Genomic DNA, 12,678 nt, shown 5'->3' with positions numbered 1-12,678 from the left:
TCCCTTTCCCGTTTTCTCCGGTTTTTCTGGGATTGTCATCCTATGACGCCTATCACGGAGGTGGAGGGGCGGCGGGTCGCACTCAGCAACCTGGAGAAGGTGCTCTATCCGGAGACCGGCTTCACCAAGGGAGAGCTGCTGCACTACTACGCGACCACCGCCGGTGCCCTGCTGCCGCACCTGCGCGACCGCGCGGTGTCCTTCCTGCGCTACCCGGACGGCCCGGAGGGGCAGCTGTTCTTCACCAAGAACGTGCCGCCGGGTACGCCCGAGTGGGTCACGACCTCCGCGGTTCCGCGGTCCTCCACGGAGGGGCCGGCCCGGATGGTGGTGGTGCAGGACCTGCCGAGCCTGGTCTGGGCGGCCAACCTGGTCACCGAGTTCCACACCCACCAGTGGCTGGTGCAGCGCCCGGACGAGGCCGACCGGCTGGTCTTCGACCTCGACCCGGGCCCGCCGGCGACCGTCGTCCACTGCTGCGAGGTCGCCCTGTGGCTGCGGGAGCGGCTGGCGGCGGACGGGATCGAGGCGCACCCGAAGACGGCCGGGTCGAAGGGGCTGCACCTGCTGGCGGCGGTGCACGGAAGCTCGTCCGAACAGACGTCCGAGTACGCGAAGGCGCTGGCGGTGGAGGCGGAGCGGGCGATGCCCCGGCTGGTGGTGCACCGGATGACGAAGAGCCTCAGGCCGGGGAAGGTCTTCGTCGACTGGAGCCAGAACGCGGCCCGCAAGACGACGGCCACGCCCTACACCGTGCGCGCCCGCCGGGCTCCCCTGGTGTCCGCGCCGGTGACCTGGGAGGAGGTCGAGGACTGCCGCAGCCCCGGCCGGCTGGAGTTCCGGGCCGAGGACATCGCCCCGCGGCTGCAGGATCTCGGCGACCTGATGGCGCCCCTGCTGGATCCGGGTACGGCGGTAGCGCTGCCCTGACCTACACCCTCGCCCAGGTGTTGCGGTCCCGTGCCATCGCGTGCAGCGCCTCCACGTCCGCCGGTTTCAGCACCCCGCCGAGACGGGCGAGACGGTCCAGCTCGGGGTCCTGCAGGATCACCACCCCGCGGGGCTCGGCGGTCACGGTGAGCTGGGCCGGGCCCGCCAGGGCCAGCACCGGGCGGACCTCGGCGGTCAGGGCGTAGGAGGCCCGGTCGGCTTCGGCGCGCAGCCGGCGCAGCACCGGCTCGGCCTCGCGGCGGCCCAGGGTGACCATGGGGTCGGCGACCAGGACCCGGGTCCTGCGGGCGTACAGGGCGTGGACGGCGAACAGACCGCCGGCGCCGATCAGCAGATGGTGGATGCGGTCGCCGCCGGGGAGCGGCACCGAGTGCAGGGTGTGCCAGCCGGCGCCCTCCAGCCGGTCCAGGGCCTCGCCGACGGTCTCCTCGGCGGCCAGCGCGCGCCGGCGCGGGTCGGGACGCAGCCGGCGGGCGGGGCCGGGATCGCGGTCGAGGGCGACGAGCAGCGCCTCGCCGGGGCGGTTGGGCGCCAGGTCGTCGTCCGGGTGCAGGGTCAGCCGGGCGAGTTCCGCCGGGGTGGGCACCGGGGGCGGGCCCACGGTCACGGGGCCGGTCAGGAACGGTTTCAGGGCCGCGAGCACATCGTCCCGGTCGTCGTCGCCGAGCAGGTTGACCCGGCCCGTCTCACGGTCGTACCAGGCGACGTCGCTTCCGTCCGGGCGGCAGACGTACAGCCGCTCCCGGCCGTACCGAAAGGCCGGCACCACGCGCAGTCCGCTCATGCGCCATCACCCCTCGGACCATGGGAACAGGCGGGGTGCTCCCGGGGCAAGACCGGTTACCTTGGATGACAGCCCTGCGAGGGGGAGTTGGGGAGGCACCGTTGCGGACCCGCGGAAAGCAGCCCGACGTGCCGGCTCCGGAGCGCCCGTGGAGCGAGATCGTGCCCGGCCTGTGGATGGGCGGACACGAGTTCCGGGGCCGTTCGGGGCGGCTGGAGTTCGCCGTCGTGCGCGACGAGTTCGATGTGGTGCAGTCGCTGCTGCGGCTGCCGGGATACGGGCCCGATCCGGAGGTGGAGCACCATGTGTGGCCGATTCCGGACGGTCCGCTGGACGGGACGCAGCTTGCCGGGGTGATGCGGCTGGCCCGCGCGGTGAACGAGTCGCTGGACGCCGGCCGCCGGGTGCTCGTGCGCTGCTACCACGGCTACAACCGCTCGGGGCTGGTCATCGCGCACGCCCTGGCCCAGCGCGGGCAAGCCCCCGAGGAGGCCATCCGGCTGATCCGGGCCAGGCGCTCGGCGTGGGCGCTGCACAACCAGCTGTTCGTGGAGTATTTGCGGGCGGGCCTGTCCACCGTGCGGCTGCTGGAGGAGCTGGCCGAGTAGCCTCTCTCCCAGCGCCGTCGCCGGCACCGCCACCGGATGCGCACCGGGGACTTCCCCAAGACTCTGAGAACACCTCCCCACGCAACCCCGGATCAAGGGGGCGGGGACCGACCCCGACGCCCCAGGAGCACCGTGCCAGCCCGTCGCCCCACGCGCACCGCCCTCGCCGTGGCCGCCGTCGGCCTGCTGTGGGCGACGGCGGCGGCCTGCGGGGACGCCGGCGGGCTGCGGGGCGCCGGTGCCACCCCGACCGCCGTCAGCCCCGCCCGGCTCTGGCCGGACCTCAGGCCGGCGTCCAGCCCGGCCTACCCCTACGCGGTCGCGACCAGGGCGATCGTCAAGGGGGTGACGGTCCCCGGTGACGACATCCGGAAGGTCGATCCGGTGGACGTCGTCGAGGCGGAGATCGCGGCGCATCCCGACGACTACGGCTCCAAGGGCGCGTACCACGCGACCGTGGACCGGATGAGGGAGTGCCGTCCGGGCGGGGACGAGGCGCGCTGTCCGCTGCTCAAGCCGTACTACCGGGACCTCACGGGGGACGGCCGGGCCGACCTGACGCTCGGCTTCCGGCTCTACCCGACCAACCAGACTGCGGTGCGGGTCTACACCGTCGAGAAGCACAGGCTGGTGCAGGTGCTGGCCGACAACGACGCGATCATCGGGGTGGAGCTGGCCGGCCGGGCGCTGATCGAACGCTCCCCGGCCGACATCTCCGGCTACGAGTACCGCACCACCTGGGTGTGGGACCCGGGGCAGCGGGCGATGGTGTTCTCCCGCGACGAGTACCTGCACACCGGTGGCGGCCGGTCCGGCAGGACGCCGTCGCCGTCCGCGTCGGCCGGCCCCTCCGCGGGCGCGCGATGAGGCTCGCGCTGCCCCAGTGGGCCGGGACGCTCGCCGGGAAGGCGGCCGCGTTCATCACGGTGATGTGCTGTGCGCTGGCCGCGCTGCTCGGCGTCCTGGTGCACGTCTCGGTGACCAACCAGACCGTCGGCCAGGCCCGCGGCCTCGCGCTGTCCCGGCTCGCGGACGCCACCGAGGCGTACGAGGCCGGGGACCGGCTGCTGCCGGGCGCCGGGGTGGACCCCCGGGGGCTGCCCGCACCGCTGCGCGCGCTGGCGGTGGGCGGCAGGCGCGGCACGATGGTCTCGACCCACCAGGGGCACCCGACCATGTGGGCGGCGGGTCCGGCGGCCGGGCACCGGGCGCTCGCCGTGGAGGTCGACTACTCGCAGCAGTCCGGCACCATCGCCGGGCTCGACAAGGCGATCCTGTGGTCCTCCGGCCTCGCGATCGGGGCGACCGTGCTGGTCGGCGTGTTCGCGGTGACCCGGGTGACCCGGAGGCTGCACGGCACCGCGCGCGTGGCCCGGCGGATCAGCGCCGGCGACCTGGACGCCCGGGTGAACGATCCCCGGACCAAGGATCCGACCCGCCCGCAGGACGAGGTGGCCACGGTGGCGGCGGCCCTGGACTCGATGGCGTCGTCCCTGCAGAGCAAGCTGCTGAGCGAGCAGCGGTTCACCGCGGACGTGGCGCACGAGCTGCGCACCCCGCTGACCGGGCTGCACGCGGCGGCCGAGCTGCTGCCGCCGGGCCGGCCCACGGAGCTGGTCCGGGACCGGGTGGCGGCGCTGCGCACGCTCACCGAGGACCTGCTGGAGATCTCCCGGCTGGACACCGGCCGGGAGAGGCTCGAGGTGGACACCGAGGAACTGGGGGCGCTGGCCGGGCGGGTGGTCCGGGCGTCCGGCACGGACACCGAGGTGCGGATCGTGCGGGACGCGCGGGTGGAGACCGACCGGCGGCGGCTGGAGCGGGTGCTGGGCAATCTGGTGGCCAACGCGCACCGGCACGGCGGCCCTCCGGTGGTCCTGACGGTGGACGGACCCGTGGTGACCGTGCGGGACCACGGGAGTGGATTCCCGGAGTACCTGGTGGCCCACGGACCCCAGCGGTTCCGCACGGAGGGGGGAGCCAAGGGCCACGGACTGGGGCTGACCATCGCGTCGGGGCAGGCGGAGGTGCTGGGGGCGCGGCTTTCCTTCACGAACGCGGTGGACGGGGGCGCCGTCGCGACGCTGACCCTGCCTTCGGTGGGCTAGGGCCGAACTCGCGGGCGCTGCCCCCGGGCGGACCATCATGGCGCGCACCCCGACCCGCCCGCCCCTAATGTGGCGGTGAGTCAGGCTTCGCCCGTTTCCCGGAGGTACTCCCATGCCCCTGCGCTCGTCCCTCACCCGTGGGCTGGCCATAGCCGTGGCCACCGGGGCTCTGGTCACCGGCGTCGCGGCCGCCCCGGCCGTGGCCGACAACGACGATCCGGGCACCGTCCAGCAGGACAACGGCGGTCAGGGCAATGCGCCCACCGACAACGGCGACCTCGGCAACGTCGGGAACGACAACGGCAACCTCGCCAGCAGCCTCGGCAACGTCGGGAACGACAACGGCAACCTCGTCAACGCCCCCGGCGGCGTCGGGAACCTGGACACATCGGGCCGCTACCTGGGAGTCGTCACCGCGCGAGGCGGCATCTGGCTGCTCGACCGTCCGGACCGGGTCGGCCGGCGCGTCCGCTTCGTCCGCGAGGGCCAGGTCCTCTCCATCTTCTGCCGGACCGCAGGCGGCTACGTGGGGGCCAACCGGATCTGGTACCTGCTCACGGACGGCACCTGGGCCTGGGGCCCGGCACGCTACATCAGCACCCTCGGGCCCACGCCACGCTGGTGCTAGGGGGCACGGCACGCAAGACGTCCTGTTTAGGTAGGTTCCGGGCATGACGAAGGCCGGAACCACCGTGGCGGCGGCCCAGGCTCCCGCACCCGCCGTACGCCTCCCCCGGCGCCGGGGCATCGAACTCGCCCTCATCGTGCTGGCCGTCCTGCTGTCCGTGTACGGCTACTGCGCGGTGGGGCTGGCGCGCACCGGCACCGTCCCGCCCGGTGCCGTCGGCTACGGCGCCGGGCTCGGGGTGCTCGCCCTGTTCGCGCACGTCGCGGTCCGTATCCGGGCGCCGTACGCCGATCCGCTGCCGCTGCCGATCGGCGTGCTGCTCAACGGGCTGGGCCTGGTGCTGATCTACCGGCTGGACCTGGAGACCCCTGGCGACCGGGCGGCCCCCACCCAACTGGTGTGGTCCACGCTGGGGGTGGGGCTGTTCATCGCCGTCGTCCTGATGCTGCGCGACCACCGGCTGCTCCAGCGCTACTCCTACGTGTGCGTGGTCGCGGCCCTGGCGCTGCTGTTGCTGCCGATCCTCTTCCCGGCGGTCAACGGCGCCCGTATCTGGATCCGGATCGCCGGGTTCTCCATCCAGCCGGGCGAGTTCGCGAAGGTGCTGCTCGCGGTGTTCTTCGCCGCCTACCTCGCCGACAACCGCAACGCCCTCGCGTACACGGGCCGGCGGGTGTGGCGGGTACAGTTCCCGACCGGGCGGGTGCTCGGCCCGATCGTGACGATCTGGCTGCTGAGCGTCGGCGTGCTGGTCCTGGAGCGCGACCTCGGCACCTCGCTGCTGTTCTTCGGGCTCTTCGTGGTGCTGCTGTACGTCGCCACCGGCCGCACCGGCTGGATCGCGGTGGGGCTGCTGCTGGCCGTGCTCGGCGCCTTCGCCGTCGGCCGTCTCGAGCCGCACGTGGGCGGCCGGATCGAGGACTGGCTGCACCCCTTCGCCACCATCGAGGCCGGGCAGGGGCCCAACCAGCTCGCCCAGTCGCTGTTCGCCTTCGCGGCGGGCGGGTTCCTCGGCACCGGGCTCGGGCTCGGGCACTCGGTCCTCATCGGTTTCGCCGTCAAGTCGGACTTCATCCTGGCCACCGCGGGCGAGGAGCTGGGGCTGGCCGGACTCGCCGCGGTCATCCTGCTGTACGCCCTGCTCGTGGAGCGCGGCTACCGGGCCGGCCTCGCCCTGCGCGAGCCGTTCGGCCGGCTCCTCGCGGTCGGGCTGGCCTCGATCCTGGCGCTGCAGGTGTTCGTGATCGCGGGCGGGGTCACCGGGCTGATCCCGCTGACCGGCATGGCGATGCCGTTCCTCGCCCAGGGCGGCTCCTCCGTGGTCACCAACTGGGCGATCGTGGCGCTGCTGATCCGGGTGAGCGACTCGGCGCGCAGCCAGTACGACGGGCGGGAGGCTCCGTGACCGAGTACAGCGGCGGCCGGCCGATGGCCCGGTACATCCGGCACGCCTGCGCGTTCTGCACCCTGCTGCTGGCGGCCCTGCTGGTGAACGCCGCCCGGGTGCAGCTCGTGCAGGCCGGCGACCATCAAGGCAACCCGGCCAACCGCCGGGCGGCCATCGCCCGTTACCAGCAGCCGCGCGGCGACATCCTGGTCGGCGGCGAGCCGGTCACCGGCTCCGTGGACACCGGCGAGCAGCTGCGCTACGAACGCACCTACCGGGACGGCCCGTTGTACGCCCCGGTGACCGGCTTCGCCTCGCAGATGTACGGCACCGCGTTGCTGGAGCACGCGGCGGACGGGGTGCTGTCCGGCACCGACCCGATGCTGTCGCCGCTCCCCCTGTGGAACGACGTGACGCGCAAGCGGAGTCCGGGCGGGAAGGTCGTCACGACCCTGAACCGGCGGGCCCAGGAGGCCGCGTACCGGGGGCTCGCCGGCCGCAAGGGCGCGGTGGCCGCGATCGAGCCGGCCACGGGCCGCGTCCTGACGCTGGTGACCAGCCCGTCGTACGACCCCGCGGAGCTGTCCGGCAACGGCGAGGCCGTGGCCTCGGCCTGGGAGCGGCTCAACCACGACCCGGAGAAGCCGATGCTCAACCGGGCGGCGCGGCAGACGTATCCGCCGGGGTCGACGTTCAAGGTGGTCACCGCGGCGGCGGCGCTGGACGCGGGCGTGGTCACCGACATGGACGCGCGGACCCACTCCCCCGACCCCTACCGGCTGCCGGGCACCAGGACCCTGCTGACCAACGAGGCCGACGGCTGCCGGGACGCCTCGCTGCGGACGGCCTTCGAGTGGTCCTGCAACACGGTGTTCGCGAAGCTGGGTGTGGACGTGGGGGTGCGGGACATGGCGGCCACGGCCCGTGCCTTCGGGTTCAACGACACCGGCCTGCGCATTCCGTTCTCCGTCTCGCCCAGCACCTTCGACCGGAACGTGGACCGGGCACAGCTGGCGCTGTCGTCGATCGGGCAGTACAACACGCGGGCCACGCCGTTGCAGATGGCGATGGTCGCGGCGGCCGTCGCGGGGGACGGCCGGCTGCGGTCGCCGTACCTGGTGGAGCGGACCACACGGCGGGGCGGCGAGACGATCGCCGGGGCCGGGGCGCATCCGGCCCGGCAGGTGATGCGGCCGTCCACGGCCACCCGGCTGAAGGAGCTGATGACCGATGTGGTCGAGGAGGGCACCGGCACCCGGGCGGCCATTCCCGGCGCCACGGTCGGCGGCAAGACCGGCACCGCCCAGCACGGGGTCGGCAACTCCGGTGTGCCGTACGCCTGGTTCGTCTCCTGGGCGCAGGCCGACGACGCCCTGGAGCCGGGGGTGGCGGTCGCGGTGGTGGTGGAGGACGCGGCGGCGAACCGGGGCGAGATCAGCGGCGGCGGGGACGCGGCGCCGATCGCGCAGGCGGTGATGCGGGCCGTTCTCGGCCTGTGAGACGGGGGGTACCGGTGGTGGCCGACGCCGACCTACCGTGCGGCCATGACGGATACGGCAGCCGCGTACGAACTCGCCCAGGTCAACATCGCCCGCCTCAAGTTTCCGCTGGACTCACCCGAGTTGAAGGACTTCGTCGACGGTCTCGACCCCGTGAACGCGGCGGCGGACGCCTCGGACGGCTTCGTCTGGCGCCTGCAGAACGACTCCGGCAACGCGACCGACATCCCCGTCCTCGGCGACGAGTGGCTGATCATCAACATGTCGGTGTGGCGGGACACGAACGCCCTCACGGCGTTCATGTACCAGGGCCTGCACCGGGAGTTGCTGGCCCGGCGCAGGGAATGGTTCGAGCGGCTCCAGGAAGCGATGGCCACCCTGTGGTGGGTACCGGCCGGCCACCGCCCGACGGTCGCCGAGGCGGAGGACCGGCTGCGGCACCTGAGGGCGCACGGCGCGACGCCGTACGCCTTCACGCTGCGGACGTCCTTCCCTCCCGGGGAGGCCGGGCAGGCCGGTGAGACCGGCGAGGCGGTGACGGTCAGCCGATCGGCTTGACCGCCTCGGAGCGGATCTGGAGGGTCTGCTTCGCGAGCGCCTCCAGGTCCACCTCCGACGGGTCCTGCGTCACGCCCTCCGTGGTCACCTCGGCGATCGTGGCACCCGTGTTGCCGTCGGCCCAGGCGCACATCGGCAGGGTGATCTTCGTGCCGAGCTGGTTCTGGGTCAGCACCTGGCAGCTGATCGTGACGTCCAGGTCGAAGTCCTTCACCGGCACGGCGACCTTGGCGCCGTCGCCCTCGGCGGCGCCCTTCATCATGTTCCGGCGGGCCGCGTCGGCGTTCTTGAACCGTCCGTACATGCCCGACACCACCAGGGTGCCCTTGCTCTCGTCACCGCCCAGGGTGTAGCTGCCGACGACACCGTGGGTGTCCTTGGCGTCCCAGGCGCCGTCCGCCTCGTCCTCGATCTTCTTGCCCTCGGAACCGGAGAGGTCCTGGCCGAGCTGGTACTTGCCGTCGACCAGCGTCTTGGGCAGGGTGAGCTTCTCCTTCGCCTCGGGGAAGCCGCTCTCGGCCAGTACCCCGATCAGGATGAGCACCGCGACACCGGCCGCGATCACACCGCCCACGATCCCGAGGATCAGGCCGACCCGTCGCTTCTTCGGGGGCGGCGCCATGGGCGGCGCGCCCCACGCGGGGTACGGCTGCTGGGGCTGGGGCGCCTGCGGCGGGTACGGCTGCTGGGGGTAGGGGGAGCCGTAGGGGCCGGGGGCGCCCTGCGGGGGCTGCTGCCCGTACGGGGGCTGCGGCTGGTTCGGATACTGCGGCTGCTGCGGCGGCGGAGGCATGGACACGCCAGCACGCTACTGCACGCGGGTGAACGACCGGGAATCGCGCCCGAACCGGTCAGGCCTCCCCCGCCCCCGACTCGATCGCCTGACGCACCTCGGCCACCCGTTCCCGCTCCTCCGCGGCGAACCGCTCGGCGTCCAGCTGGTCGGCCAGTTCCTCGTCCTGCGCCATCAGCAGATCCAGGCTGGAGTCGCCCATCTCGAGGACGCCCATGTCGACATAGGCCTGCTGCAGCCTCTTGCCCCACAGGCCGATGTCCTTGACGCACGGGACGATCCGGCTGAACAGCAGCTTGCGGAAGAGCTGGAGGAACTCGGACCGCTCGCTCAGCGCCTCGGCCTCGGCCTTGGGAATGCCGAAGTTCTCCAGCACCTCAACTCCGCGCAGCCGGTCGCGCATCAGGTAGCAGCCCTCGATGACGAACTCCTCGCGCTCGCGCAGCTCGGCGTCGGTGAGCTGCTTGTAGTAGTCCCTGAGCGCCATCCGGCCGAAGGCCACGTGCCGGGCCTCGTCCTGCATGACGTAGGTCAGGATCTGCTTCGGGAGCGGCTTGTCCGTGGTGTCCCGGATCATGCCGAAGGCGGCCAGCGCCAGCCCCTCGATGAGCACCTGCATGCCGAGGTAGGGCATGTCCCAGCGGCTGTCGCGCAGGGTGTCGCCCAGCAGCGACTGGAGGTTGTCGTTGATCGGGTAGACCAGGCCGATCTTCTCGTGCAGGAACCGGCCGTAGATCTCGGCGTGCCGGGCCTCGTCCATCGTCTGGGTCGCGGAGTAGAACTTGGCGTCCAGGTCGGGCGCCGACTCCACGATCCGCGCCGCGCAGATCATCGCGCCCTGCTCGCCGTGCAGGAACTGGCTGAACTGCCAGGAGGCGTAGTGCCGGCGCAGCTCGCCCTTGTCCTTGTCGGTGAGCTTGTCCCAGTACGTCGTGCCGTACAGGGACATGGCCTCCTCGGGCGTGCCCAGCGCGTCGTACGGGTCGACCTCCAGGTCCCAGTCGATGCGCTTGGCCCCGTCCCACTGCTTGTCCTTGCCCTTCTGGTACAGGGCGAGCAGGCGGTCACGGCCGCCGTCGTACTCCCAGCTGAACCGGGCGGCACCGCTGGCGGGCACCTGCCAGGCGGGGCCTTCGGGGTCGTTGGCGTACAGGTCTCGGGTCGGCATACCTCGCAGACTCACACGTAGACGCGGAGTCAACAAGTCATGCGCAAGGGATTGACGGCCTTGCTGACAGGCAGTCTCATAAGAGGCAGGACGACTACCCCCGGGTAACGAGGTGAGGGAGCCATGACGACCCTGACGGAAGCGGACGCGCTGGACGGCCTGCGCGACGCGCTCGGCCTGCTCAAGGACCGGGAGCAGGTGGCCGAACGGCTGCTCGTCTCCTCCGCCAAGCACTCCTTCGACCCGGACAAGGAGCTGGACTGGGACGCGCCCTTCGAGGAGGGCAAGTGGTTCTGGCCGCCGGAGCTGGTGTCGCTGTACGACACCCCGATGTGGAAGCGCATGAGCGAGGAACAGCGCATCCTGCTCTCCCGGCACGAGGCCGCGGCGCTCGCCTCGCTCGGCATCTGGTTCGAGATCATCCTGATGCAGCTGCTCGTCCGGCACATCTACGACAAGGCGGCGACGAGCGCGCATGTGCGGTACGCGCTCACCGAGATCGAGGACGAGTGCCGGCACTCGAAGATGTTCGCGCGGCTGATCTCGCACGGCGGCACGCCCTGGTACCCGGTCAGCCGCGCCCACCAGAACCTCGGCCGCCTCTTCAAGACCATCTCCACGACCCCCGGCTCCTTCACCGCCACGCTGCTCGGCGAGGAGGTCCTGGACTGGATGCAGCGGCTGACGTTCCCCGACGAGCGGGTGCAGCCGCTGATCCGGGGCGTCACACGCATCCACGTGGTCGAGGAGGCGCGCCATGTCCGGTACGCCCGTGAGGAACTGCGGCGCCAGATGGTGACCGCACCGAAGTGGTCGCAGGAGTTCACCCGGGTGACGTCCGGCGAGTTCGCCCGGGTCTTCTCGGTCGCCTTCGTGAACCCCGAGGTGTACACGAACGTCGGCCTCGACAAGCGGGAGGCCATGGCGCAGGTGAAGGCGAGTGCGCACCGGCGGGAGGTCATGCAGACGGGCGCGAAGCGGCTGACGGACTTCCTGGACGACATCGGGGTACTGCGGGGCGTCGGCCGACGGCTGTGGAGGTCCTCGGGGCTGCTGGCGTAGGCAGGAGCGCCCCGAAGGGCGCGGGGAACCGCGCGACCAGCCACGACGGGCCGGAAGACGAAGACGGCCCCCGCCGCGCAGCGATTAGGCTGACGGCCATGACCCCGTCGGCCACCCCCGCCTACCGTCGCCTGAGCGTCGAGGAGCGGCGAAGTCAGCTTCTCGACTCCGCCCTCTCCCTCTTCGCGCACCGCGCCCCCGAGGACGTGTCGCTGGACGACGTGGCGGAGGCGGCCGGGGTCTCGCGCCCACTGGTGTACCGGTACTTCCCCGGCGGCAAGCAGCAGCTGTACGAGGCCGCGCTCCGCTCCGCCGCCGAAGAACTCCAGCAGTGCTTCGACGAGCCCCGCGAGGGCCCGCTGCTGCCCCGGCTGTCCCGCGCCCTCGACCGCTATCTGACCTTCGTGGACGAGCACGACACCGGCTTCAGCGCGCTGCTGCAGGGCGGGAGCGTGGTGGAGACGTCCCGGACGACCGCCATCGTGGACGGGGTGCGCCGGGCCGCCGCCGAGCACATCCTCAGCCACCTCGGCGTCACGAGCCCCGGCCCCCGCCTGCGGATGACCGTCCGGATGTGGATCACGGCCGTGGAGGCGGCCTCGCTGATCTGGCTGGACGAGGACAAGCAGCCCCCGGTGGAGGAACTGCGCGACTGGCTGGTGGAGCAGTTCGTGGCCGTCCTCACGGTCACGGCGGGCCGTGACGCTCAGACGGCCTCCCTCGTCGGCGCACTCGCCGAGGAAGGCTGAGACTGGAGCCGTGAAGAGCCAGGACACCCCGTTCGAGGGCGGCCCCCTGGACGGACGCGTGCTGCCCGTCCTGCTCGGCCCGACCGGACACCCCCCGAAGACGTACCGCATCCCCGTCCCGGACGCCGGGGGCGGGCCGCCCACCGTGCACGTCTACCGCCGTGTGACCCGAGGACACAGCCGGCGGCTGGGCCTGATCCAGGGATGGAAGTACCGGTACGACCCCGACGACCGGTCCGGCGGCAGGCTCCGGTGGCCCTGGTCCAGGCCGGACACCGCGCCGCCCGGCAAGCCGGGTGACTCGAACGGGTGAAACGGTTGCGCCGAACCGCTCAGGCTTGGCGCACACCTCGCACCGACACGTCTGATTATCACGTTGCGAC

Annotated in this window: 14 protein-coding genes; 11 read left to right on the top strand and 3 right to left on the bottom strand. The window is 72.4% G+C overall.

Annotated features, from left to right (window positions below):
- Nucleotides 1-42: 42 nt before the first annotated feature.
- Nucleotides 43-930 (top strand): non-homologous end-joining DNA ligase, encoded by an 888-nt coding sequence (gene ligD / locus ACZ5CW_RS35885; protein WP_468609015.1) that lies wholly within the window; start codon nucleotides 43-45, stop codon nucleotides 928-930.
- A 1-nt stretch (nucleotide 931) separates the two neighbouring features.
- On the opposite strand, the gene ACZ5CW_RS35880 is transcribed toward ligD, so the two are convergent.
- On the bottom strand, nucleotides 932-1,735 hold the full coding sequence (locus ACZ5CW_RS35880; RefSeq protein ID WP_468609013.1) for a nuclease-related domain-containing protein: 804 nt from the start codon (nucleotides 1,733-1,735) through the stop codon (nucleotides 932-934).
- A gap of 101 nt (nucleotides 1,736-1,836) precedes the next feature.
- On the opposite strand from ACZ5CW_RS35880, the gene ACZ5CW_RS35875 reads away from it, so the two are divergent.
- The 7 genes from ACZ5CW_RS35875 (at nucleotide 1,837) to ACZ5CW_RS35845 (ending at nucleotide 8,523) form a co-directional block, all read left to right on the top strand.
- Nucleotides 1,837-2,343 (top strand): protein-tyrosine phosphatase family protein, encoded by a 507-nt coding sequence (locus ACZ5CW_RS35875; RefSeq protein WP_468609011.1) that lies wholly within the window; start codon nucleotides 1,837-1,839, stop codon nucleotides 2,341-2,343.
- A gap of 132 nt (nucleotides 2,344-2,475) precedes the next feature.
- Nucleotides 2,476-3,210 carry a hypothetical protein gene (locus ACZ5CW_RS35870; protein ID WP_468609009.1) on the top strand — a complete coding sequence of 245 codons (735 nt, stop codon included), beginning with the start codon at nucleotides 2,476-2,478 and terminating at the stop codon, nucleotides 3,208-3,210.
- Entirely contained in the window at nucleotides 3,207-4,451 is a 1,245-nt protein-coding gene (locus tag ACZ5CW_RS35865; protein WP_468609007.1) for an ATP-binding protein, read from the top strand. Before ACZ5CW_RS35870 ends, ACZ5CW_RS35865 begins: the two co-directional genes overlap by 4 nt.
- A gap of 112 nt (nucleotides 4,452-4,563) precedes the next feature.
- A complete protein-coding gene (locus ACZ5CW_RS35860) occupies nucleotides 4,564-5,079 on the top strand; it encodes an SH3 domain-containing protein (protein WP_468609005.1) in 516 nt (171 codons plus the stop codon).
- A gap of 43 nt (nucleotides 5,080-5,122) precedes the next feature.
- Nucleotides 5,123-6,484 (top strand): FtsW/RodA/SpoVE family cell cycle protein, encoded by a 1,362-nt coding sequence (locus ACZ5CW_RS35855; RefSeq protein ID WP_468609003.1) that lies wholly within the window; start codon nucleotides 5,123-5,125, stop codon nucleotides 6,482-6,484.
- A gap of 23 nt (nucleotides 6,485-6,507) precedes the next feature.
- On the top strand, nucleotides 6,508-7,965 hold the full coding sequence (locus ACZ5CW_RS35850) for a penicillin-binding transpeptidase domain-containing protein (protein WP_468609057.1): 1,458 nt from the start codon (nucleotides 6,508-6,510) through the stop codon (nucleotides 7,963-7,965).
- A 45-nt stretch (nucleotides 7,966-8,010) separates the two neighbouring features.
- A complete protein-coding gene (locus tag ACZ5CW_RS35845) occupies nucleotides 8,011-8,523 on the top strand; it encodes a DUF3291 domain-containing protein (protein ID WP_468609001.1) in 513 nt (170 codons plus the stop codon).
- Here ACZ5CW_RS35845 and ACZ5CW_RS35840 read toward each other — a convergent pair.
- Together ACZ5CW_RS35840 and ACZ5CW_RS35835 are read right to left on the bottom strand one after the other, a co-directional pair.
- Nucleotides 8,507-9,322 (bottom strand): hypothetical protein, encoded by an 816-nt coding sequence (locus ACZ5CW_RS35840; RefSeq protein WP_468609000.1) that lies wholly within the window; start codon nucleotides 9,320-9,322, stop codon nucleotides 8,507-8,509. The genes ACZ5CW_RS35845 and ACZ5CW_RS35840 overlap by 17 nt on opposite strands.
- Before the next feature lie 52 nt (nucleotides 9,323-9,374).
- The gene (locus tag ACZ5CW_RS35835; protein WP_468608998.1) at nucleotides 9,375-10,484 is read right to left on the bottom strand and encodes a ferritin-like domain-containing protein; all 1,110 of its coding nucleotides are present in this window, start codon (nucleotides 10,482-10,484) and stop codon (nucleotides 9,375-9,377) included.
- 123 nt (nucleotides 10,485-10,607) lie between these two features.
- Here ACZ5CW_RS35835 and ACZ5CW_RS35830 point away from each other — a divergent pair, with 123 nt between their 5' ends.
- The 3 genes from ACZ5CW_RS35830 to ACZ5CW_RS35820 all read left to right on the top strand — a co-directional run bounded on the left by ACZ5CW_RS35830 (nucleotide 10,608) and on the right by ACZ5CW_RS35820 (nucleotide 12,608).
- Nucleotides 10,608-11,546: an AurF N-oxygenase family protein gene (locus ACZ5CW_RS35830; RefSeq protein WP_468608996.1), complete on the top strand. Its 939-nt coding sequence runs from the start codon at nucleotides 10,608-10,610 to the stop codon at nucleotides 11,544-11,546.
- 98 nt (nucleotides 11,547-11,644) lie between these two features.
- Nucleotides 11,645-12,295 carry a TetR/AcrR family transcriptional regulator gene (locus ACZ5CW_RS35825; RefSeq protein WP_468608994.1) on the top strand — a complete coding sequence of 217 codons (651 nt, stop codon included), beginning with the start codon at nucleotides 11,645-11,647 and terminating at the stop codon, nucleotides 12,293-12,295.
- Nucleotides 12,296-12,305: 10 nt separating this feature from the next.
- Nucleotides 12,306-12,608, top strand: coding sequence for a hypothetical protein (locus tag ACZ5CW_RS35820; RefSeq protein WP_468608992.1), 303 nt, complete (start codon nucleotides 12,306-12,308; stop codon nucleotides 12,606-12,608).
- The last annotated feature ends 70 nt before the right edge of the window (nucleotides 12,609-12,678 follow it).

This window comes from Streptomyces sp. NPDC031379, from assembly GCF_055569615.1.
The sequence above is the reverse complement of the archived record's forward strand: the minus strand, read 5'-3'. Positions and strand labels throughout refer to the sequence as shown.